Below are 24243 nucleotides of genomic sequence, written 5' to 3'. Positions count from 1 at the left end.
AGGCTTTGAATTTTTATTGCATTAACCTAAGTGGAATACCTGGTTAATAGGGGTAATAACAGGGGAATTATCGTCGTTCGTTTCCATAATATCAGCCATATATGCCCACCACTTCTTTACAATTGGCGCTAAAGGTAGTGCGTCCATTGTGTGGTTGTCTTCTCTTTTTAATACAGCAAAAAGTTTATTTGATATTGGGTCATGAAATATTGAGTAATCAGAAACCCCTGCATTTTTTAACTCTGTCACAAGCTCAGGCCATATTTCGTCATGGCGCTTTTCGTACTCAGCTTCATGGCCAGGTAGTAAGGTCATAGTGAATGCAATTTTTTCCATGTTTGTGTCCCTATTTATTAAAATTATCCAAGTAGCTCTGCCATTGTGTCTGAGTTGTAATTTCACCAGCAGCTTCCCATGCAAACCCTGCATAGTATTCAAGTGAGCCATTTTCTTCTGAATTAGTGAAAAGCCAAATATGACTCTCATCTTTTGTTTCTTTAGATATATGTTTAATATCTTGTACTTTTTTAGGCTCAATAATGACACCAGTGCCTAAAGCCTTGGTATCAAATTCTTCCCAAGCGGAAATTCTCCCTGCGCTTTTATTATGAGCTACAGTGGCTTTTCCATCATGGGTAGTAATACCGATGGCAATCGGAAGTGAAGCAGGTTTACCATCTAGCTTAAACACTGAGTTCACTTGATATAAGTTGGAACCCATTGGTAATGAGATTGTTTTTGATTCATTAACACGCCCTAATGGTGTTTGAAATTCATATTCTAAAGTAAATACAACTTTCTCTGGACCGTTTTCGTGTATTTTATAATTTTTATAATTGTGAGCAGTGTAGTCTTTACCATCAACCCAAATAGCAGAGCCGCCAACACCACGGCTAATACCTACATGGTATGGGTCGTAGCCTTCACCCGTATCTGTGTGATACGAACCGGTTTGATTAAAAGTTTCTTCATACCATTTATCGATAATCGAGTAGTCTACTTTTTTTAACCATGCATCAACACCACTGGCATGGCCTTTTAATGGTGCCGCAGGACCATAAACTCTAAACGCAACTTTGTCATTTTCCCATGCAAAATCGTCCTGTCTTTTTGGGACAAATTTAGCGTAAGCTTTAACTTCTTTATCATATGACTTATTGGGCTTTGAGATAGAAGTACTCTCTACAGAGCAACCTGATAAAACCAAATAGCTTGCAGCTAAGATAAAGAAAGGTGACTTTATTTTTTTAAGTTTATACATAGAAATCCCTATGAGTTGTGTGTTTGTGAGCAGCTAACAGTGCTGGCGGAACAAGTATTTTTATCTTGCAGGGTTTTTGATGAATCATGATTGTTTACAGGAGGAGGCATAGCCGCTGTTTCTGGAATGGAGTAGATAATATTTATGGTTGTAGCAATAATTAAGGCGGCAGTAATATAAATATTTTGTTTATCTGGACGCGTTTTTGCTTTTCTAACTTTATTTTTTTCCGAACCAGAAAGCATTTGAGTGTCTCCTACTGTAGATAAAATAACTTATTGCATAAAGATGATTGATATTGCATTATTATGATTGACATTGCAACAGGATGTGCCGCATATGCATTAAACTAAATTTCGTTAAAAATAAAAGGAAATGCATACAATGAATAGGCGTCAGTTTCTTATTGGTAGCGCTGGTTTAGCTGCAACGTCGTTAACTGGATGCGAGTTAAACTGGTTAACACAATTAAAAAAAGAATACCCAAATGTGTTAATGCTCATTATTGATGATTTAAATGACTGGATTGGTCCACTAGGAGGCCATGCTAGTACTAAAACCCCTAATATCGATCGTTTGGCCAATGTGGGCACTGTGTTTACCAATGCGCATGCACCAGCACCACTGTGTGGCCCATCGCGTGCTAGTATTATGACAGGCTTGGCGCCATCGACTACGGGGATTTATGGGCACGTTGAAGACAATGATATTAAGTCTGCAAATGATAAAGCAAGTCAGTCAATCTTTTTAAGCGAGTATTTTAGTCAACATGGTTATTATACTGCCGCAGTGGGTAAGGTTTTTCATAAGAGAGTAGCTGATGCCAGCTTTGATAAATATGGTGGCCGAGCCAAAGGGTTTGGTCCTTATCCTCCAGAAAGAATGAAGTGGCACGATCCCAGAACAAATACCGACTGGGGTGCGTTTCCTGATACTGATGAGCAAATGCCTGATTTTGAATCCGCACAATGGCTAGCGGAACAGTTAGGAGAAGATTACGATAAACCATTTTTTATGGTTGGCGGGTTTCTTCGTCCACATGTTCCTTGGCATGTACCAAAAAAGTGGTTTGATATGCACCCTATCGAAGGAATTGAGTTACCACCTTATTTTAAAGGTGACTTAAATGATGTCCCCGAGATTGCAAAAGCTGTCACCGAATTACCTATGATGCCCACTACAGAGTGGGCGATAGAAAATGATGAATGGAAAAACATGGTACAAGCTTATTTAGCTAGTATTTCGTTTGTCGACTCTTGTATCGGCACAGTTCTGGATGCGCTTGAAAATAGTCAGTACGCAGAAAATACAGCAGTAGTATTGTGGGGAGATCATGGCTATCAGTTAGGCGAAAAAAGTAAATTTGCTAAAATGGCTTTATGGGAAAGGGCCACTCGAACACCGTTGATAATTAAACCGCCAAAGTCTTCGACCAAACAAGTGAGTAATCGCCCTGTTAGTCTCTTGGATTTGTATCCTACATTGATCAAAATGTGTGGTTTGCCTGATAACCCTCTAAATGAAGGGCAAGACTTATCACCATTGCTAAGGAAACCAGATGCGCAGTGGGAACATGCGGCAGTAACGACTTATGGGCCAAATAACCATGCAATTAGGACAGACCGGTATCGCTATATCCGTTACGAAGATGGAACAGAAGAGTTATACGATCATGAGAATGATGAAAATGAGTGGAACAATGTCGCTACTTTAGATAAATACCAAGCAATTAAAAAGCGTTTAATTGGCTTTTTGCCCAAAGAAAATGCTGAATGGTCAGCTGTTTCTGATTATACCGGCAATACATACTTCTCAGAGCTGACTAAAAAGCATTAATGAAAGAATAGAGATAAAAGCCATTAGATTAGAGAGTAGTAACTTGCTAATGGCTTATTAGTTTTAATATTGAGCCCCCTTAGCTTTTTAGTTAAGGGGAGTTCATTTAAATTTAAACGTAGCGATTTACAATATTCTCAAGTAGCTCCTGACGACCAGAGACTTGCTTAGGGTCAATATTATTCTCATGAACGAACGAAGCTAGACTTTCCAATGATTGTTCACCTTTTAAAATGCTTTGGCCTAGGTCTTCTTTCCAGCCTGCGTAACGTTTTTCTACAAAGTCAGAAAGCTCGCCGCCTTCAATCATTGCTGCTGCATTGAGTAATGCTTTTGCCATCGTATCCATACCACCAATGTGACCGATGAATAAATCATCGCGTTCACACGATTGACGGCGAAGTTTAGTATCAAAGTTGAAGCCGCCCGTTGTAAAACCACCCATTTTTAAAATTTCGTAAACAACAAGTGTGCACTCAGCTACATCGTTAGGAAATTGGTCAGTATCCCAACCGTTTTGCATATCGCCACGGTTAGCATCAATACTACCCATAATGCCTTCTGCGCAAGCAACTGCAATTTCGTGGTGGAAGCTATGACCCGCAAGTGTTGCGTGGTTTGCTTCAATGTTTACTTTAATTTCGTCTTGTAAGCCGTGCTTGTGTAGAAAGCCTGCCACTGTTGCTGTATCGTAATCGTACTGGTGCTTAGTTGGCTCTTGTGGTTTTGGCTCAATTAATAATGTGCCTTTAAAGCCAATTTTTTTCTTGTGTTCTACCACCATTTTCAAAAAGCGTGCGTACTGCTCGCTTTCTTGCGCAAGGTCTGTATTTAGTAGTGTGTCGTAACCTTCACGACCACCCCAAAGTACGTAGTTTTCACCGCCTAAACGATGCGTAATTTCCATTGCATGTTTAACTTGCGCTGCTGCATATGCATACGTATTAGGATTAGGATTTGTTGCACCACCGGCACAAAAACGTTTGTTTGAGAATAAGTTAGCAGTACCCCAAAGTAATTTTACACCTGTACGCTGCATTTCTTTTTCTATAATGTTTGCTATGTGCGTTACGTTATCGTGGCTTTCTTGTAGTGTTTTACCCTCAGGTGCAATATCAACATCATGAAAACAAAAGTAAGGAACGCCTAGTTTTTCGAAAAATTCAAAGGCTACTTTTACTTTTTGTTCAGCAAGTTCTAATTGGTTGCCTACAGGTTGGATCCAAGGGCGGTCAAACGTACCTTCACCAAAAATATCGAACCCTGTAGAACAAAAATTATGCCAATAACAAGCTGCAAAACGAAGGTGCTCTTTCATTGTTTTACCAAGAACGACTTTGTTTTCGTCGTAGTAACGAAATGCAAATGGGTTTTTAGAGTTTTCACCCTCAAATTTAATTTTTTCAACGTTTGTAAAAAATTGCTCGCTCATTTTGTGCTCCATTAATTTTATAATAGTGTTTTAAAAGTATGTTTTTACACTTTGATAAAGTGCTTTGTATGTCGTGTATTGCTGTGCGTAAAAGTCTTGCATGATTGGATCTGGCTCAATGATTTGCGTTACTTTGCCGTTAACACACACTTGTTGTGCAGAGAGTTGTGTTACTGCTATTCGGGCAAGTCTTGCAGCGCCAAATGCGGGGCCAACTTCTGAGCCTTCTCGGTAAATTAGGGGGCGGTTGAGTACACTTGCGATGATTTTTCCCCACAGTGGGCTTTTAGCGCCACCACCAATAACGGTTACATCGTCAATTTGTGCGCCAGCATCAAGCAGTACTTGTTGGCCATCGGCAAAGGCAAAAGCAACGCCCTCGAGTACTGCGCGGCCAAGAGCTGCTGCATCGGTGTCGCTGTCTAAACCAAAAAACACGCCTTTGGCATCGGGGTTATTATGCGGCGTACGCTCGCCAGTTAAATAAGGTAAAAATATCACGGAGCTTGGTTTGCTAAAGTCGCATTTACTTACTTGTTCAAGGAGTGCGCCTTCGTTTTTAAAACCAGTTAATTTAGTTACCCAGGTTAAACAGCTTGCTGCGCTTAACACCACTGACATTTGGTGCCAGGTGTTTTCAATACAATGACAAAAAGTATGTACAGCACCTTCTGGGTTAGGCAGGTATTTTTCGTTGGCAACAAAGTAAACGCCCGAAGTACCTAACGATAAAAATGCTTTTTTAGGCCTAACTATGCCAACACCGGCAGCGCCTGCGGCATTATCGCCACCGCCTGCCACAACAGGTACTTGCTCCATTCCCCATTTAGCAGCTACTTGGGCTGTTAATTTGCCCGTAATTTGTGTGCCTTCAAAAAGGGTAGGCATGTGTAGCTCTGTTAAGTCGCAGGCGCTGAGCATTTTTTGCGACCATGCTCTTTTTTCTACGTCTAGCCACAGTGTGCCCGCTGAGTCAGACATGTCTGATGCAAAATCGCCGGTCATTAGAAAGCGTAGGTAGTCTTTTGGTAGTAATACTTTGGCTACTTTTGCAAAGTTTTCTGGTTCAAACTCTTTTAACCACACCAATTTAGGCGCAGTAAAACCTGGCATTGCTATGTTGCCGGTAATGTTACGAGAGTTAGGTTCGCGTTTTTCAAGCTCTACACATTGTGCAGCACTGCGCCCGTCGTTCCATAAAATGGCTGGGCGAATAATATTATTGTTTTTATCAAGCAGCGTTGCGCCATGCATTTGCCCAGAAAGGCCTACAGCTTTTACCGATTTTAGTAATGCAGGATGAGTATTTTTAAGCTCCTCGATTGCACTACAGGTAGCAAGCCACCAATCTTCAGGGTTTTGCTCTGAAAAAAGAGGGGCTGGTCGTGAAACGCTTAAAGATCCACTTGCTTGAGCAAGCAATTGGTCTTGCTCGTCTAAAATAATTACTTTTACACCTGAAGTGCCTAAATCGATACCAAGGAACATAATCAAAATTTACCATCTATTTGTGTTAGCGCTAACATAAGCGATCGCTTGATGTTAAGTCAATAGTTGTGTTTAATTAGCCATTAATAGAGTCTTTATTGAACTTTTCATTAGGATGCGTTGTTGCGCCGCTTTGTTTTTTGTGCTTTATTGTTACCGCTAACACTTCCATGTGTGGAAAATAATAATAAGATGTCCAACAATCGGTATGGAAACAGCCGTTTTAAGCGTGCGTCCTGAAAGCTATCGATAGGCAAGCGCTATATATCAATAAAAAGATTATTAATAGGTAATTAAAAACATGGCTGAGCCTAGAAGAACAAGAATTCAAGATGTAGCTGAGCAAGCTGGTGTGTCCATGATGACGGTTTCACGAGTACTCAACCAAGATAAAAAAGTGAGCAATAAAACTCGCGAAAAGGTAATGGCGGTTGTTGAGAAGCTAAATTACCACCCTAATGTGTCTGCAAGACGTTTAGCGAGCAGTAAATCTTTTTTTATTGGCTTGTTATACGATAATCCTAGTGACTCATATATCAGCCAGTTTCTCTTAGCTGCACTAAAAAAGTGTCGTGCTTTGGGTTATCACCTGGTTGTAGATGAAGCCCACTTAGATATTAATAAAACGATAGAGTCAGTTAAACAGCTAATAGACGTTACGCAGGTTGATGGGATGATTCTATTACCACCGATGTGTGACAACGAAGATGTGCTAGAAGTTCTTACCAAAGCAAATGTACCATTTGTGAGAATAACGCCAGATACTAAATTAAATAGTTCTCCCTATATTTGTATGGACGATTATCAAGCTGCATTTGATGTTACAGAGAGGCTAATAAATCAGGGTCATAAAAAAATTGCTCATATTATTGGTAATAATAATCAGGGTGTAAGTCGTTTGCGCTATCAGGGATATTTAGATGCGTTGCGTTCTAATAAAATTATTACCCCTCCAGAATACATAGAGCAAGGAAGCTTTACTTACCAATCGGGAATGGAAGCTGCAGTTAAGTTACTTGCATTAGATGATAAGCCTACAGCGATATTCGCAGCAAATGATGATATGGCTGCAGCCGTTATATCAATTGCACAACAACAAGGTATTAATATTCCAGGCGCTCTCTCAGTGGTTGGCTTTGATGATACTCAGCTTGCTCGATCGGTATGGCCGCATATTTCAACCGTTAAACAGCCGATAAATGAAATGGCCGAATTGTCAGTTTCGTTACTTGCTTCTGGCCAATATGACAATAAGAGCAATTTAAAAAGTTTGGAATTAAGACATATTTTAGATTTTGAATTGATAGAGAGAGAGTCGAGCTCTATCAAATAAAGTTGCAGCCAGCTTTTATTCAAAATTTGTATAAGAACAACAACACACAATATGGATACTTATGAACAATAAAGAGAATGTACTTTTAATTGTCATGGTTTGCTTTGCTGCAACGATTGGCGGGTTTTTGTTTGGTTTTGACAGTGGTGTGATAAATGGCACCGTCGATGGTTTACAAGCAGCGTTTGGATCAAGCAGCGTAGGCACAGGTTTTAACGTATCGAGTATGCTTATAGGTTGTGCTATCGGTGCGTTTACAGCAGGACGGTTGGCAGATAAATTCGGCCGTCGTCGCATTTTACTTTTTGCAGCTGTATTTTTTATTATCAGTGCCTGGGGCTCAGGTATTGCAGATGCTTCTATTGAGTTTGTCATCTATAGAGTATTAGGAGGCCTAGCAGTTGGTGCTGCTTCTGTGATGACTCCTGCCTATATAAGTGAGATTGCTCCAGCTAGATATCGAGGGACACTCTCCACATTACAGCAGGTTGCTATTATTTTTGGTTTGTTTTGTGCTTTTGTAAGTAACTACTTTTTAGCGGATACTGCCGGAGGATCAACTAAATTATTTTGGCTTGGTTATGAAACGTGGCGTTGGATGTTTTGGGTTGAACTACTTCCTGCCAGCTTATTTCTTATAGCTTTGTTGTTTATTCCGGAAAGCCCACGTTATTTAATGATGGTTGGGAAAAAAGAGTCAGCGGTCCGTGTGCTATCGAACTTATATGGCCAAGAAACGGCTCTAATCAAAAGAAATGAAATAGAAGCATCATTAGCTACCGATAAACACCAACCCAAACTATCAGACTTAATTGATAAGTCTAAAAATAAATTACGCCCTATCGTTTGGGTCGGTATCGGGCTGGCTACATTTCAACAATTAGTTGGTATAAACGTCGTCTTTTATTACGGTGCCGTGCTTTGGCAAGCTGCGGGCTTTAATGAATCTGATGCATTGCTAATTAATATTATTAGTGGGCTTGTAAGTATTATCGCTGTATTTATTACAATGTACTTTATTGACAAAATTGGTAGAAAACCATTTTTATTAGTGGGCTCTGTGGGTATGACTGTGACATTGTTCACGATGGTTTATGCCTTTGTTAAAGCTCAAACAGTGGCTTCGGGTAGTTTAGAGTTAGGCGAACAAGGAATTGTGGCTTTAGTGGCTGCAAATGCTTATGTATTTTTCTTTAACTTGTCTTGGGGGCCTGTTATGTGGGTAATGCTTGGCGAGATGTTCCCTAATCAAATTCGAGGTTCAGGTCTTGCTGTTGCAGGTTTTGCACAGTGGATTGCTAATTTTTTAATAACATGGTCATTCCCTATTATGCTAACTAGTGTTGGCCTTGCTGGAGCGTATGGTTTTTATGCGATTTGTGCGCTCATTTCTGTAGTATTTGTATTTATGTTCTTACATGAAACAAAAGGTAAAGAGTTAGAGGATATGCAAGGCTAAATCTGTATTTGATGCAACTGTGTGGGGCGAATGAAGTAAAACCCCCACCCTTTACCCGAAAAAAAATTTATAGTTGGCAAATTATAATCTAGGAAAAACATGAAATTATATACTATATCCATGTCTTTATGCGTAATGCTATTGAGTGCCTGTGGTGGAAAAGCTAATGCCTCTGCTGTTGATTTATCACAGGCATCTACGCCGAAAAAACCAAATATTTTAATGATTGTAGTTGATGATTTAGGTTGGTCTGACGTAGGTTACAACCAAACAACCGACTTGTTTGAGACACCTAATATTGATGAGCTTTCAAAACAAGGTTTACGTTTTGATCAAGCTTATGCGGGTGCTGCTAATTGTGCACCAAGTCGCGCTGTTTTAATGTCTGGTCAATATGGTCCACGTCATGGCGTTTATACGGTGTCTCCTTCAGCCAGAGGGAATGAGAAGGCGCGAAAGTTAATCCCGATTAAGAATAAACGTGGGCTTAGTACAGATGTAATTACTATAGCGGAATCATTGAAAACTGCAGGATATAGCACTGGTTCTTTTGGGAAATGGCATTTAGGCGCAGATCCTGATAAGCAAGGTTTTGATGTAAATGTTGCCGGTAGTCACCAAGGTATGACATTTCATTACTTCAGCCCATACAAATTACCGAACATTGAAGATGGCCCAGAAGGTGAGTATTTAACCGATCGCTTAACCAACGAGGTGATTGACTGGGTTAAATCAAGCAAAGACCAACCGTTTTTTGCTTATGTGCCTTATTATACCGTGCATACTCCTTATCAAGCTGTTATTGATAAAGTGGATAAGTATCATAAAAAAGGCATAAGAAGTAAGCGAGAAGCAACCTATGCTGCAATGGTTGAACACATGGATGATAATGTTGGCCGAATCCTGGAAATGTTATCGTCTGAAGGTTTAGCCGATAATACCGTTGTTATTTTTACCTCTGATAATGGTGGTTACCGCATGACGTCTTTCCCTACGCCACTTCGAGGCGGTAAAGGCTCTTATTATGACGGCGGTTTACGCGTACCATTAATTATTCGTTGGCCAGAAAAAGTTAAACCAGGCCTTGATCATACCCCAGTAATTAATGCAGATCTTTATCCGACTTTAGTTAATATCACTAAATCAAAACAGCCTAACCAAGTATTAGATGGTGTTGATTTAACGAAACACTTATTAGGTAAAAAAAGAATTGCCGAGCGTGATTTGTTCTGGCATTTCCCTATTTACTTACAGGCTCATAATGCGCTAACCGACCAAGGGCAAGATCCACTATTTAGAACGCGTCCGGGGAGCGCGATTAGAAGTGGTAACTGGAAACTGATCCAATACTTTGAGAATAATGATTTTGAGTTATATAACTTAGCCAATGACTTAGCTGAAAAGAATAACCTTGCCAGCGAAAAACCAGGCAAAGTAGCGGAATTGAAAATAAAGCTGCAAACATGGCAACAGCGAATAGGTGCCGATATTCCGACAAAACTTAACCATGAATATGATGCGGTCATTAACCAGCGGTTAATTGCTGAGAAGCTATCGCAAATCAGAGAGTAGTAAACGGGCTAAAAGTCATTTCAGATAATAGGATAGTAAACTCAAAATCGCAGAAACTTATATTTAGGTGATATCTGAGTTTGTCACCATATTTTATTTTTTAGCTTAAATAAATAGATATCAAATTTAGTAAATCTATTTCAATTTTAGAGAAATTTATTATGCACTCAAAGCGTAACCTTAAAACTAGATATATGTTTCTTTGCTGCTTAGTTTTTTTATCTGCTCTAATCAGTTTTGCATCGCAATCACGTCAACAAGATCGAACAGTTACTTCAATAGCGGTTGATCGTGTATGGTCTGGGCACAGAATTAAACCTTACTTACTAACTCGAGGCAAACAACAGTTTGTTGCTTATTATGATGCAAATCGTCAAATGACGGTGGCACATAGGCAGTTAGGCGGTAAATGGAGGTACTATAAAGTTGATAGTTGGTTAGGGTGGGACAGTCATAACTATGTCACTATGGAACTTGATTCTGAAGGTTACCTGCATGTAATGGGTAATATGCATGCTGATCCACTCGAGTACTTTCGTATGTCAGAGCCATTGAATATACGTTCATTAAAGCGTGTCTCTGTTATGGCTGAAAAGTCACTTGAAAAAAGAATGACTTACCCTGTATTTCTTCGCAACAAACAAGATCAACTTATCGTAAAGTATCGAGATGGTGGTAGTGGAAATGGTAGCGAAGTTTACAACATTTATAATGTTCAATCGAAGTCATGGAGCAGGTTATACGCCAATACTTTCTTAGATGGAGAAGGTAAAATGAGCGGTTATTTTGAAGGACCAACTCTTGGGCCCGACGGTTTTTTTCACCTTATTTGGGTATGGCGAAATACGCCTAATGCAGCAACTAATCACAGCCTGTCATATGCAAAAAGCGAAGACCTAATTAATTGGCAAAATTCAAACGGTGAAGGTATTTCGTTACCGATTACTGCTAAAAATGCTGAGGTTGTTGACCCTGTCCCACCCTTCGGTGGGATGATTAATGGAAATGTTAAAATTGGCTTTGATCAAAAGAAGCGACCTATCATTTCATATCATAAGTACGATGAAAATGGTGACACTCAAATGTATGTTGCACGTAAAGATGGAGCCGATTGGAAAGCGGTAAAGATTAGTGATTGGAAAGGGTTTAGATGGGAATTTGGGGGTCATGGATCATTAGGCCGCTTTAAGGTTAGGCTGTATGCTCCAGAATTGCTAGCGGATAATAAAATTGGGGTATTAGTAAGGCGAAATGATGATGTTATGCGTTTTATATTAGATAGTGATAGCCTAAAAAGGATCAAAGTTGAAGAAGCAGACATTTACCCTCCCATTATTAATGCTGCAACTGAAGCTGCTAATCCCCACTTATTACAAGATAATGGATTAATTAAATTAGAAAAACATGTTGCTGAGGGTAAAGGAGACTCATCAGCTTTTGATAAAAAATTTTACTTATCTTGGCTTACACAGCCTGGTAATAGAGACAGTGCTCATGGCAATATATCTCAACCGAGTGTACTAATTCTGAGTGGAATTAACGATAGCAACTGACTAATTCTTTATTTGTAGCTTTTCGCTTCAGCCATTATAGGCTTATATGATGGCTGACCTATTTTAGCTCTACCCACCTTATTAACTTGCAATTTAAGTCATATTAAATCAATATTCATCAGATTAGCAGTTCATTAAATGATTCTGACTCATAATCAGTAGACCACAGGTGACAACAATGAAAAAAATAATAAAACCACTTAGTGTTATTTCTATATGTATAGCACTTCTTCTTGCTGGATGTAGCCATAATAAATCTAGTAATGATGAGTACGTAGATTACTTTGCCAATGATGCAATCGGTAATCCTTTAGCCATCGTTCAGCACCCTGCAGGTATTTACCATGACGGAGTAACGTATGTTTCGTATCAAGGGCCCTTAGAAGATCCCTATGTCGCTTCTTATAATCATGAGACCAAAGAATGGAAAGGGCCATACAAAGCTGGCATAAGTGACATGGGCAAAGACCCATCAAAAAGTAAAATAGATAATCACGGTAAACCAACTATTCTTATGGACGATTTAGGTTATATTCATGTATTTTTTGGTGGTCATGGAGGCATGCCAAAACATGGTAAAAACCCATTGGGTAATATTCATTACGGTAGAAATATTCATGCAGTTACAAAAAAGCCTTACGATATTAGTAGCTGGGAAGAGCTAGATACCATACCTGTGTTCGGCACTTATAACCAAGCAGTAAAAATGGATAATGGTGATATTTATTTGTTTTATAGGCATGGAGCGCACCGAAGTGATTGGGTATATCAAAAATCTACCGACCACGGGCGTACATTTGAAAAACCAGTTTCATTTTTAAAACATAAAAGGCGAGATGATATTAAAGCTGTGGATAGCTGGTATGCATGGGTAGAAAAAGGGATAAATGATGAAATTATAATTGGCTACGATTACCATGTTTGCTGGGATGGGAAAGCTGGAATTAATGGGCGAGGTCACACAACTGAGCGACATAATGCATACTACATGACATTTGATACTAAAAATGACGAATGGCATAACATAAAAGGTGAGCAGCTTCCACTTCCAATCACTCGTGAAGTAGCAGATGAAAAGACCCTTGCTTTGAATACCGGTGATAAATGGACCTTTAATGGTACTGTTCATTTAGACTCTAATGGGCACCCTCATTTAGCAACTAATATTGGTAAAGACATTGGGATGAAAACGGGTGGGCCAAAGCAAACAACACATATTCGTTGGGATGGTCATAATTGGCTTGCAAATGATGCCGTTGATTTAAAGTCTGTCTCTAAAAATTATGACACCCGTGGCGATTTTATAGTTAAAAGCCCTAAAGATGTAAGCTTTATTTTAGAATCTAAAGAGGGAAAAGAAGCTGTAATTTCATATTGGAATAGCAGTGATGCAGGCAAAACTTTTAGTAAAGGTGATGAACTTATCAGACGCAGTAATTCAAATTGGGCAATTACCTCAATTATTAAGAATGGACACCCTGATGCTAGAATGATTGTCGCAGAAAAACAAAAAGGAAAAGCCAATAGAAAGGTATATTTAGTTGGCGACAGTGGCCCTATTACCCGCTTAAAGTCAGAAATTGGCAATTAACACAAGCCAGTTACACGATGAATGGTATTTACATTAACTAATGCAAGTGCCAGTCATTGTGTTGATGGTAGTTTGGAGCTACCAAATTGGGTTAAAAATACCCTCCTAGGAGGGTGAGTTCACAACATATAGCCGTTTAATTAGGTAATCATAAAGTTGTTTTTTATTTCTTTCATTTATGTAACATTTAAGCGGCCTTATTTTTATTGGCTGCTCTGTGAAAATGATAACGGGTAAATGCCCGTAAAACATAATTGTTTTTGTGTCGTCAATAAAGGAAATATTTAACTTAGGCACAATGGGTAATGGACGTTTTATCCGCACATATTCTCCAGCCTTTTTGTTGATCAAAGCAATTTCTTTATCCACCCACGGAGCCCATTGTGCCTTAGTTTGTCCTGACGGTGGATTATTCTTACTTCTTTGTAGATAGTCTAGAAACTCACTTTTTCTTATTCTGCGCATGCTGTTTTTATTACACCATGTAAATCCAACCCGCTTTACAGGTGAACTAGTAGTTTTAATTAAGCGATAAATCTGAAGTGTAATTGCGTTTGGGCATACGCTCTGTATTAACTCACGTTTTTTTGTTTGATTTAGTGTGCTTGAGTTAATTAAAGTTTTAATTTTTAATTTTAGGTGATTGCATTGATAGACTAGCTCTGAAATACGCTCTCGATGCACTGGGTTTAATTGAATAACTCCTGGTAAACGAAATGGGTATTTCGCAGAGTATTGGTAATCTGGCGTAAATCTAGAGAATGCACCCGTAGCCATACTTAGAGCTGTGAAGCCGGTAAAAGACTCTGGCTCGATGAATTCCCACCCACTTGAGTCTGACATATCACCCGCTACAGCAGGTAACTTATAGCACTGCGCATGGATTACTTCTGTTTCCAATAAAGATTGGTTTAGTAAATCTGTAAATTGTACTAGCTGATTATACGTATAAGCTATTTCCGTATATAAAGACATAAAACTATACCATCATACTAAATATTAATAATATGTCAGACTTTTACCCTGGTGTATAGCCGATAATTTAAATAGTAACCGTTTAATGAAAGAAGCTTAAAAGTAGATTTTAGTATGATGGTATAGTAATTGTTTTAGTTACCTTTGCTAAAATTAGTCAGGTATTTAATTGTTAGGGGCGAGATCATGCTCCCTTTTTAAACTCATTCTGAATATCATCTAAATTGTCTAATGAAAACCCTCTATATGAAACTCTATAGCCCTTTTTGTTTAAGTTCTGCAGTAGACTCTTAGATTTCAGTATTAGTTTAGACTCACTATACTTTTTGTATTGGCGCTTAACTTCAGCGATTAAAATTTCTTTATCTAAATCGTTAATAGCAACAATATCAATTTCATCTTCACCTTTACTATTCCAATAACTACCAATATTGTTAAATTGCTTTGATTCTATAATAATAGCTTTAAATAATTCCTCTAACTGGGTACCCGAATACGTATCAAAGTCCCTATATACTATGCGTCTTATGAAGTCGTAGTTCTCTATTTCAACCGCACTTCGGTTACTATATATAAAACGAAACCAAAAGCTTAAAAATTCATCTGCAATCTTATAGCGAATGTCTCTAGAGTTTTCTTTTGCAGTAATCGGCCTGAGCTTAGTAATGATATCAAAATCTTTTTCTAACTTATCTAAGTGTACGCCGACACTAGTATCTAAATAACTCTCTATCCGGGGCCGGCTATTGTAGCCACTGGCTATAGCCCCTAAAATATCAAAATATGCACGGTGCTCAGAGCCAAAATCTTCCACAAGTCGATGCATCCCCTCTTTTATTAAGGGCGAACCATTTGAAATTAGTGTGTCAAAAGGTGAACTACCCGCATTAGTTAGCCACTCAAGGTATTTAGGTATACCGCCAGATAAACACCACCAAATAAGCATATCGTTTGGAGTATATTTATCGTTATCCTTCATAATTGCTTTTATATAATTCGGCGCCAAAGGGTTAACTTTAAAAAAGTAATCATCGCGGTTAAGTAATGGCTGCTTTTCATCCTTAAAGATCCTTGTCATTAAATTGTACATAGACCCGCAACAAATCAAATGCATCATCGATTTATTTTTGTATCCGTCCCAGAGGTTTTGTAAGTCTGAAAATAGGCTACTATTTACTCGTTCAATATCCTGAAACTCATCAATAACGACAGTAATAGGTGTATGTGTGGAGTAATCGAGTAAGTATTCATATATATCTTTCAAAGACTCTGGCTTAAAGAACTTTGTGTTCAATTCATTTTGCAATATAGTTGAAAATTCGCTGACTAATGCACTTTCAGATTTTCGACTTACAAATAAATAAAGGTGTTTCTGCGCAATACCTTGAAAAGCCTCATGAAGTAAACGTGTTTTTCCAACACGCCTACGACCAACAACGACACTTAACCGACCTTTAGATTGTCCGATTTCCTCAGAGATCGTTCGCAACTTATTAAGCTGGACTTCTCTATTATAAAATTTTTGCATACATTAGCTCACAAATACACTGTCATTTAAATTACAGTAATTATTATTACGGTAGTCATAATAAGTATATATCAACATTAAAACAAGCTATTTAAAACATCCTCATAAGCTTTCTCTTCATCATTAACAATATACAAAGCTGTTGTAACTTCTTTCGCATGGCCTAAAAGCTTACTAATACGACTAATTTTGACTCCTTTATCATCAAGCCAGGTCGCGTAAGATCGTCTTAACGAATGAGGGGAAACTGTGTTGTACTTTCTGCATAACTCATAAATTGCATTTCCTGTTAAAAAGTTATTTTCTCTTATAGAAAAACTACCGTTCTTGGATACTTTTATGAAAATCGGGCCGCTCAGTATGCCTCTTATACTTATCCAGTCTTCTAAAGCCGCTTTAGTTACAGGGTGAAGCGCTATATATCTTTCTTTATTACCTTTACCAACGACCTTAATATATTGAGAGCTAATAAAAATAGTACGTCGCTTACTTATTTCGATATTTAAGGAGGAGAGTTGAATATTTGCCAGTTCATTTCTTCTGAGCCCAGTACCTATCAATAAGTGAAAGATGGCTTTATCTCTTATTAGTTTTACTTTATTAAATGGGTTGCTAGTTTCAATGCGTAGAAGTAAAGCTTGAAATTCATTTCGATCAATTACTTTATGTTTTTTTATACGTGAACCGGTGGAACCTTTAACTTTTAAAACCCCATCGAGCTGAAGGCGAGATATTTGGCCAAGTAAATATGCGTGTTCGCATACGCTTTTGGCTATAGAGACGTAAAGTGAAATGGATTTTGGTGAGAGGTCTTTATCTTTTAATGTATTAATTAAACTATTTATATCTACAGATGTTATTTCGCGCCAATTAATATCGTAAAAAGATGAATAGTTATTGTGTTTTGCTATTGCTTGTAAGCAACGTATTGCTGTTTGTTTTGAGGTATCAGCATTTAATGAATGTATGTAGTTAAATATCGGACATTTATTATCAACACGTACAGTATGTATTAAATTCTGTTTTGTTGTTGGCAATTGCTTAACATCATGGTTCATAATTTTTTTTAGCCTACTTTTCATAATGCCCCCAACTTCCTTCAACATATTAACCTACATATTTATACACTTAAACATTACTTGTGTAAATGTCCATTTACACAAACTAATATATTATGTTAAATTGCTGGTAAAATGTTTTTTTCTAGCTACTATCCTAATATTTTAATTAAAGAGATGCCTTTAAATTAGCAAAATAGGACAGGGAGATTAAATAAAATATAAGAAGAAAAGCGATCTTTGCTATTTCTAATTTACTTGGAATTGCAAAGAGGTTGAGGTTACATGAAAGCAGTTAGTGTGCTCAAAAATCTTATTCATAATGGCTAAACTTAATATTATTTTATTCTGATATTTACTACCTTTTTAAACTACTGGTAGCAACCTTCCTATCTGGGTCAAAAATATTATAAAAACACTGAACCACATTAAACTCAACTTGTAAAAGTAGAGTACAGGCCTCTAAAACATCTTAAATGCAAAGCAGATTTTTACTAACCTATCTCAATAATTGCTTACATTTTGAGGTTTAGGCACATTTAAAACCATTAAGTGCTTTCGCGTGCCTAAATTACACCTAAAAATAATAATAAATGGGCCTCAGTAGATTAAAAGCTGATCCCTATAATACAGTTGATCTAGATTCAGCATATTCTCGCCACTGTTTTTTATACCCTGAGAGGTTACTAAGCTCAGTAATTGACGAAGGTTCACATTCAATTTCACACTGAACATTGCCCCAATCAGATAAATAACCAGCACCTTGTACTGTCCCTGTAGAGTCCTTTGATAGAATCACTTTATTATTCTCTCTTAACTGATTTAAAACCGCGCATAATATAGGGTTTTTCAAAAAAGCTCCTTCGATAAAAATGTCGCCTTTGGCGCCCAACATATCCAGTTGGTAATCTATCATTAAAGCACTGTATATCGTTGCTAATGCAATACCACTTACTTTATCTGTATTGGTAGTAAAACCACACATAGCACCTCCAAATGGGCCACTTCCATTACTGAAGTCAGGCAATGCAAACACTTGTTGATCAATAACATTTTGAATGTCGTCAACATTAAATTGCTCGCCAAGCCAGGAGCCAGCTTGCTCACAAATAGCTTCAAATTCTCTGCCGCCCATGAAGCGAGCACAAGCAATCGGCTGCTGCATAGCATCAATATTAGCGAGCATATCTTTATCAGCATCAAGGTTACTGAGTGGGACCTGAGATGACATCAAAATAGTCCAAGTTCCAGTCGATATTACGGTGAAAGGTGCTTTATTTTGGGTCAGTTTATATCTTAAAAAACTCGCATTGCTATCATGAATACCGTTAAAAAAGTGGCATTGTGGGTCAAGCCCAAGCTCAGCTATAAGTGAAGATGATACTTTGCCGCAATTAAACCAAGCGGGTTTGATATCAGGGAGTAATTTCTCGCACCCTAAATATTCAACCAAAGAGGAGTAGGTATTACTCTTAATTGACCATAGATCTGTATGGCAACCCAAGGAAGTTATTTCATTTACTCTTTGTCCGGTAAAGCGCCATACCCAATATTGAGGATACATGAGTATATCCGTGACCTTTGCAAACTCATTTGGGAATTTTGTTTTAAGCCAATATAATTGACGACCTAAATTCAATCCAGCCGGTAATGACGGTGAAAAAGTATCATTGAACGGTGGCCGAATACTTTCATATTCAGGGCTTTGCTCATAAACATCTGCGTATTCATAATCCAGAATAGGGAGCACAAGACCATCGGTACCTATCGAGTTACGATCAATCAACGCCGCAGTCGCTCCATGTGTTGTTATATTAATCGCATTGATTCTGTATTTTGGTGTGATCTCTTTAATACCTGCAATCAGCCAGCCCCAAATCTCGCTTGTATTAATACTAGGGAAATATCCTTCCTTTATTACTGTATTTTTCATTTGTTTGGAAAATACAGAATTATATTTATTATCTAACACATGCAGCTTTACATGTGTTTTACCTATATCTATCACCAAAGAATACAGCGTCATTTCAGTCATTTTTATTACTTATTATTAATGTAATTAGAAACAGAACTCATCTTTGCCAATGCTTTTGTCGACTAAATTTAGTCGAAAACGCCGCAGCATAACTAAGACAAGATATTATATGCATCTTAGTTTACACACATAAGGCGTGATTGCAAATGATTAGTTTGGATTGAATTTGAGTGGAGTGTGTTTTTTGTGGGGGAGTGTATTTTAAATTAGCTGCTCCACTGAATAACATAATTCATTTACTAAATGGGAAATTTAGACGTGTAACTATTCGTAAAACCTATTTTTTCCTTTTTAACTTATATAGTGATAAACTTTTGGTACTGTATATGTATTATGAAATACATATAGCCCTTTTTGGTAAATGGAATAGTTATAAATGTTAGAAAAACATAGACAGCAGCTGATTAAAGAAATAGTAGATCGCGAAAGTTTTGTTAGTGTAAAGGTTTTAACTGATAAATTATCTTCATCTGAAGCAACCATTCGCCGAGATTTAACAAAAATGTCTAATCGCGGAGAAATTGTTAAAATCAGAGGCGGGGCGGAGTCAAACTCAAATAAGAGAAAAAATATCCAAAGCTCAACGTTTGAGATAGACAAAACAAAACGAACAGATACAAAAAAACTTATTGCGAAAAAAGCTGTTGAATTATGCGAAGATAATGACTCTATTATCATTAACGGGGGCAGCTCAACCTATATGATGGGCGAATATCTGGCTGATAAAAACCTCAACATACTGACAAACTCATTCGTTTTAGCTAATTACCTTTCAGAAAACAGTGATAATTTAGTTTCACTGCCGGGAGGAGAGATTTATCGTGAGCAAGGGATTATATTAAGCTCATATGAAAAAGATAATACTGAACATTACCGTAGCTCTAAAATGTTTATGGGCACACCTGGTATTGGAGCTTTTGGAGTAATGGAATCAGATCCATTACTGATACTTTCAGAGCAAAAGCTTAAAAAGCAAACCGATAAACTCATCATACTGGCTGATAGTAGCAAATTAGGTAAACGAAGCAACTTCGTTTTCTGTTCACTCGAAGAAGTCGATGTACTTATTACGGACTCAAAGGCTGACAAAGAAATGATTCGTTATTTTGAAAGTAAAGATATAGAAGTAATTGTTGTCGATTCTTTAGATAACTAAAACAAAGACAGAGTTCTATTAATATTCAGTAACTTTCAAAATATTTTTTATATAGCTATAGCGCACTTAACATAAGCACGCTGTAGCTAAAATTGTAACTAATCTGCAAACTGTCGCACTAGAGTATTTAATGTCTCTTTTGCATCACCAAAGATCATACGACAATTTTGTTTAAAGAATAACGGATTATCAACTCCAGCGAACCCTGTGGCCATACCACGCTTTAGTACAAACACGTTTTTTGCTAAATCTGCGTTAATCACCGGCATACCATAAATAGGACTGCCAACCATCTCGCGTGCTGCCGGATTGACCACATCATTAGCGCCAATGACTATCGCAACATCAAATCCCTCAATCCTTGGATTAATTTCGTCCATCTCAAACAATTGCTCATATGACACATCCGCCTCCGCTAATAGAACATTCATATGCCCCGGCATCCGTCCTGCAACTGGGTGAATCGCATACGCCACTTCTGCACCATTGTTTTCCAATAACGCTTGCAGCTCTTTCATCGTATGTTGAGCTTGCGCCACCGCCATACCGTAACCTGGAATGACCAGTACGGATTGCGCTGCTTCTAACACATAAAAGGCATCATCTGGACTAAGTGGTTTTATTTCACCTTCGATTTTCATCTCATTCGTGTGCACTTTTTGAAAGCCCGACGTCAAGACATTCATCAATGAGCGGTTCATCGCCTTACACATGATATTTGTTAAAATAATACCACTTGCGCCTACTAACGCGCCGGCCACAATAAGTAAGTTATTCTCCAGTGCGAAGCCCGCTGCACACGCTGCTAATCCTGAATAGCTATTTAGTAAAGAAATGACCACCGGCATATCCGCACCACCAATTGGCAGTACTAACATCACACCCATTAACAGTGCCAACCCAATCGCCACATAATGCCAAGTTGTTATCTCCGATTGTGACACAAGTAAATACCCTGACGCTGCAATCGCAAGAATAAGCACCACGTTCGCAATAGCCTGACCTTTAAAGACTATTGGACGACCCACTATGCGCTCACTTAACTTTGCCCACGCAACAACACTCCCTGAAAAGGTCACCGCACCAATCAGCAAGGCTAAAAAGCTTACTATCAGCACAAATACACTTGCTGAATCATCATTCAAAATGGCTGCATACGCCACCGCTAAACTAGCTAAACCTCCCACACCATTAAACAATGACACAAGCTCTGGCATGGACGTCATTTCAACTTTCTTTGCAGCGAAAAGCCCCACTACTGAGCCAAGCACTATCGCCCCTAAAATGAAATCAAACGAGATAATCTGCTTGTCTAATAAAGTCACCACGACGGCTATTAACATCGCAAGCCCTGACAAAAGGTTGCCTTTTCGCGCTGTAGATGGATGGCTTAATAGTTTTAAGCCAAAAATAAAAAGCAAAGCACACAGCACATACACGCCGTTTATAAATACTAAATAATCAGTCATCTTTCTCTCCTAACGCTTCTTAAACATCGCAAGCATGCGGTCAGTTACAAGATAACCACCCACCACATTGACCGTCGCTAACATGACCGCAGCGGCACCTAACCATGTGGCAAGTGCGTGCGACTCACCACCGGCCAAACTCAATGCACCAATCACCGTGATACCCGATATTGCATTCGCACCTGACATAAGCGGAGTATGTAATGTCGCAGGGACTTTACGAATAAGCTCAAAGCCCACAAAGATGGCGAGCATTAATATAAATAAAAGATAAATACCAGTCATGATGCTTGCTCCACAGGTTGAATTTCTTGTTTCGATCGTAGCTTACTGATTGTTTGATTAGTTATATCGCCTTGATACGTAATGACCGCACTCTTTTGAATTTCGTCTTCAAGGTCAATCACAAAGTGGTTGTTGTCTTTTTGCCAAAACTCACTAACTAAGTTAAATAGGTTATTGGCGTACATTTGTGATGCATTAAGGGCGACTTCATTTGACCAGTTCCCCGTCCCAATGACTTTAACTCCGTCAATCACAGTGGTGTCACCCGCCACTGAGCCAGCCACATTGCCGCCACTTTCCGCAGCCATATCTACAATCACTGAGCCCGCTTTCATTTGCCCAATGGTGTCATGATTGATTAATAGTGGCGGTTTACGGCCAAACAGTTGCGCCGTCGTGATAACAATGTCAGATTGTGCTATACACTGGGCTTGCGCCGCCTGCTGTTTCGCTATTTGCTCTGGAGTCAGTGCTTGTGCATATCCTTGCGCGGTTTGCCCCGTATCACCTAAATCAATGTCTAAAAACTTGGCGCCTAATGAACGCACCTGCTCTGCAACCACCGTACGCGTATCAAAGGCGGTCACTGCCGCACCTAAGCGTTTTGCCGTTGCTATCGCTTGTAATCCCGCCACACCGGCGCCAATGATAAACACTTTCGCTGGCTTAATGGTGCCCGCCGCTGTCATCATCATCGGTAAAATACTTGGTAATTCCGCTATGGCTTTTGTCACCATCACATATCCCGCTAAGCTGGCTTGTGAGCTCAGTGCGTCCATTTTTTGGCAACGCGTGCTTCGAGGTATCATTTCCATACTAAAACTGGTGACCTGGTTTTGGCACAATAGGTCCACATAGTCGTGGCTATTGAATGGATCTAAAAAGCTAATCACGGTCTTATTTTTAGCGTGCACAACATCCTCGGCTGGTAGCTTATCTACCGAGAGGATCACATCCGCTTGTGCTAAAATTTCAACACGGTCTTTAAGCACTGTGGCGCCTGCATTAACGTAGTCTTCATCCGTGATGAAAATACCGTCGCCAAGACCTGACTCAACAACCACTTCAGCCCCTAACAATACATACGCTTTGACATTCGCGGGCAATAACCCACACCGCCGCTCTCGGCTAGCGGCCTCTTTTAAACACACTATTTTGGCCATAAATTTTCCTCATTCCTAAATTTAAGGTGCAACAATTCCTCCAACACATATTGTCGGATAGAAGATAAATACCCACTCGGTGGGCAGTGTAGGGTGACCCCCAAACAAACAAGGCTAAGGATAGCTTCATCACAATTGTTTAGGGATGTAACGTACCGGCGGTCGCCGGCACGTGGCAGGCGAACGCTTAGTTAATATGCATCATCTAATTAACGTAATGCACTCACCTCAATGTGGTCCATATCATCGAACTCTTGGTTTTCACCACCCATCGCCCAAATGAACGTATAGTTAGAAGTACCTACACCGCTGTGGATTGACCAGCTCGGTGACGCTATCGCTACTTCACTTTCTATTGGTAGTGTGCGCACTTCCGCTGGCTCACCCATTAAATGAAATACTTTTTCATCTTTTGGTAGGTCAAAGTACATATATACTTCGGTACGTCTAAAGTGAGTGTGTGGTGGCTTGGTATTCCACACACTGCCCTTTTTAAGCTCTGTGATACCCATCACTAACTGACAACTATCCACAATACCTGGGCGAATTGATTGGAAAATCGTGCGCTCATTCGAGGTCTCTTGAGAGCCAAGCTCAATAAACTTCGCCTTACTTTTTGGGACGTGCACGGTCTTAGTAACACGGTGAGCAGGATACGACGCTAAATAAAACTTTGCTGGGTGAGCTTCGTCTTTCGATGAAAACACCACTTCTTGGCTTTCTTTAGCAATATAGAGACTATCGCGGTTATTCATCGGGTACTCTGTACCATCAACGGTAATAAGCCCTTCACCGCCAATATTTATCACACCCGCTTCACGACGTTGACAAAAATAGTCTGCGGCCAGCTCTTTATGCGTGGGCAAGACTATCGGCTCACCTACGGGTGTAATGCCCCCAATCACAGCACGGTCAACATCGGTATACGTTAAATTAAGCTTACCGGCTTCAAATAATGGTGCGGTCACAAACGCATCACGTAACTCATCGTTACGCATTGTTTTGTAGCTTCTAATATCCGCTGAGAACATAAAGTCCATAATTGCCCC

Annotated in this window: 20 protein-coding genes; 7 read left to right on the top strand and 13 right to left on the bottom strand. The window is 39.0% G+C overall.

What is annotated here, in order from left to right:
- Window positions 1-21: 21 nt before the first annotated feature.
- The 3 genes from rhaM to PSH54_RS15275 are packed head-to-tail and all read right to left on the bottom strand — an operon-like array spanning window position 22 to window position 1506.
- Window positions 22-336: an L-rhamnose mutarotase gene (gene rhaM, locus PSH54_RS15285; protein ID WP_273606522.1), complete on the bottom strand. Its 315-nt coding sequence runs from the start codon at window positions 334-336 to the stop codon at window positions 22-24.
- A gap of 10 nt (window positions 337-346) precedes the next feature.
- On the bottom strand, window positions 347-1261 hold the full coding sequence (locus PSH54_RS15280) for a DUF4861 family protein (RefSeq protein ID WP_273606521.1): 915 nt from the start codon (window positions 1259-1261) through the stop codon (window positions 347-349).
- Window positions 1262-1269: 8 nt separating this feature from the next.
- Window positions 1270-1506, bottom strand: coding sequence for a hypothetical protein (locus tag PSH54_RS15275; protein WP_273606520.1), 237 nt, complete (start codon window positions 1504-1506; stop codon window positions 1270-1272).
- Window positions 1507-1645: 139 nt separating this feature from the next.
- On the opposite strand from PSH54_RS15275, the gene PSH54_RS15270 reads away from it, so the two are divergent.
- Window positions 1646-3097, top strand: a complete 1452-nt coding sequence (locus tag PSH54_RS15270; protein WP_273606519.1) for a sulfatase — start codon at window positions 1646-1648, stop codon at window positions 3095-3097.
- Window positions 3098-3209: 112 nt separating this feature from the next.
- On the opposite strand, the gene xylA is transcribed toward PSH54_RS15270, so the two are convergent.
- Entirely contained in the window at window positions 3210-4529 is a 1320-nt protein-coding gene (xylA, locus tag PSH54_RS15265) for a xylose isomerase (protein WP_273606518.1), read from the bottom strand.
- Window positions 4530-4559: 30 nt separating this feature from the next.
- Window positions 4560-6017 carry a xylulokinase gene (gene xylB, locus PSH54_RS15260; RefSeq protein ID WP_273606517.1) on the bottom strand — a complete coding sequence of 486 codons (1458 nt, stop codon included), beginning with the start codon at window positions 6015-6017 and terminating at the stop codon, window positions 4560-4562.
- Between the two features lie 301 nt (window positions 6018-6318).
- On the opposite strand from xylB, the gene PSH54_RS15255 reads away from it, so the two are divergent.
- The 5 genes from PSH54_RS15255 (at window position 6319) to PSH54_RS15235 (ending at window position 13525) form a co-directional block, all read left to right on the top strand.
- Entirely contained in the window at window positions 6319-7350 is a 1032-nt protein-coding gene (locus tag PSH54_RS15255) for a LacI family DNA-binding transcriptional regulator (protein ID WP_273606516.1), read from the top strand.
- Between the two features lie 49 nt (window positions 7351-7399).
- Window positions 7400-8809 (top strand): sugar porter family MFS transporter, encoded by a 1410-nt coding sequence (locus PSH54_RS15250; protein WP_273606529.1) that lies wholly within the window; start codon window positions 7400-7402, stop codon window positions 8807-8809.
- A 99-nt stretch (window positions 8810-8908) separates the two neighbouring features.
- Entirely contained in the window at window positions 8909-10381 is a 1473-nt protein-coding gene (locus PSH54_RS15245) for a sulfatase (protein ID WP_273606515.1), read from the top strand.
- A 161-nt stretch (window positions 10382-10542) separates the two neighbouring features.
- Window positions 10543-11934 (top strand): BNR repeat-containing protein, encoded by a 1392-nt coding sequence (locus tag PSH54_RS15240; RefSeq protein WP_273606514.1) that lies wholly within the window; start codon window positions 10543-10545, stop codon window positions 11932-11934.
- A gap of 178 nt (window positions 11935-12112) precedes the next feature.
- Entirely contained in the window at window positions 12113-13525 is a 1413-nt protein-coding gene (locus PSH54_RS15235; RefSeq protein ID WP_273606513.1) for a BNR-4 repeat-containing protein, read from the top strand.
- A 105-nt stretch (window positions 13526-13630) separates the two neighbouring features.
- Here PSH54_RS15235 and PSH54_RS15230 read toward each other — a convergent pair whose 3' ends face one another.
- The 4 genes from PSH54_RS15230 to PSH54_RS15215 form a co-directional block, all read right to left on the bottom strand.
- Window positions 13631-14500 (bottom strand): DNA replication terminus site-binding protein, encoded by an 870-nt coding sequence (locus PSH54_RS15230; protein WP_273606512.1) that lies wholly within the window; start codon window positions 14498-14500, stop codon window positions 13631-13633.
- Between the two features lie 184 nt (window positions 14501-14684).
- On the bottom strand, window positions 14685-16028 hold the full coding sequence (locus tag PSH54_RS15225; protein ID WP_273606511.1) for an ATP-binding protein: 1344 nt from the start codon (window positions 16026-16028) through the stop codon (window positions 14685-14687).
- Between the two features lie 77 nt (window positions 16029-16105).
- Window positions 16106-17134 (bottom strand): tyrosine-type recombinase/integrase, encoded by a 1029-nt coding sequence (locus PSH54_RS15220; protein WP_273606510.1) that lies wholly within the window; start codon window positions 17132-17134, stop codon window positions 16106-16108.
- Between the two features lie 574 nt (window positions 17135-17708).
- Complete coding sequence (locus PSH54_RS15215; RefSeq protein WP_273606509.1) at window positions 17709-19121, bottom strand: FGGY-family carbohydrate kinase; 1413 nt, start codon at window positions 19119-19121, stop codon at window positions 17709-17711.
- A 376-nt stretch (window positions 19122-19497) separates the two neighbouring features.
- Between PSH54_RS15215 and PSH54_RS15210 the strand changes: the two genes are divergently transcribed.
- Window positions 19498-20277 (top strand): DeoR/GlpR family DNA-binding transcription regulator, encoded by a 780-nt coding sequence (locus tag PSH54_RS15210; RefSeq protein WP_273606508.1) that lies wholly within the window; start codon window positions 19498-19500, stop codon window positions 20275-20277.
- Window positions 20278-20375: 98 nt separating this feature from the next.
- Here the strand turns inward: PSH54_RS15210 and PSH54_RS15205 are convergent, their stop codons facing one another.
- The 4 genes from PSH54_RS15205 to kduI form a co-directional block, all read right to left on the bottom strand.
- Window positions 20376-21746: an NAD(P)(+) transhydrogenase (Re/Si-specific) subunit beta gene (locus PSH54_RS15205; RefSeq protein ID WP_273606507.1), complete on the bottom strand. Its 1371-nt coding sequence runs from the start codon at window positions 21744-21746 to the stop codon at window positions 20376-20378.
- Window positions 21747-21755: 9 nt separating this feature from the next.
- The gene (locus tag PSH54_RS15200; RefSeq protein WP_273606506.1) at window positions 21756-22031 is read right to left on the bottom strand and encodes an NAD(P) transhydrogenase subunit alpha; all 276 of its coding nucleotides are present in this window, start codon (window positions 22029-22031) and stop codon (window positions 21756-21758) included.
- The gene (locus PSH54_RS15195) at window positions 22028-23194 is read right to left on the bottom strand and encodes an NAD(P) transhydrogenase subunit alpha (RefSeq protein WP_273606505.1); all 1167 of its coding nucleotides are present in this window, start codon (window positions 23192-23194) and stop codon (window positions 22028-22030) included. The genes PSH54_RS15200 and PSH54_RS15195 overlap by 4 nt, the downstream gene beginning before the upstream one ends.
- A 209-nt stretch (window positions 23195-23403) precedes the next feature.
- Window positions 23404-24234, bottom strand: coding sequence for a 5-dehydro-4-deoxy-D-glucuronate isomerase (kduI, locus tag PSH54_RS15190; RefSeq protein WP_273606504.1), 831 nt, complete (start codon window positions 24232-24234; stop codon window positions 23404-23406).
- Window positions 24235-24243: the final 9 nt, after the last annotated feature.

It is taken from the genome of Pseudoalteromonas sp. Angola-30 (assembly GCF_028599215.1).
GTDB classification, from domain to species: Bacteria; Pseudomonadota; Gammaproteobacteria; order Enterobacterales; family Alteromonadaceae; genus Pseudoalteromonas; species Pseudoalteromonas atlantica.
This window is presented reverse-complemented; position numbering and strand designations above follow the sequence as displayed.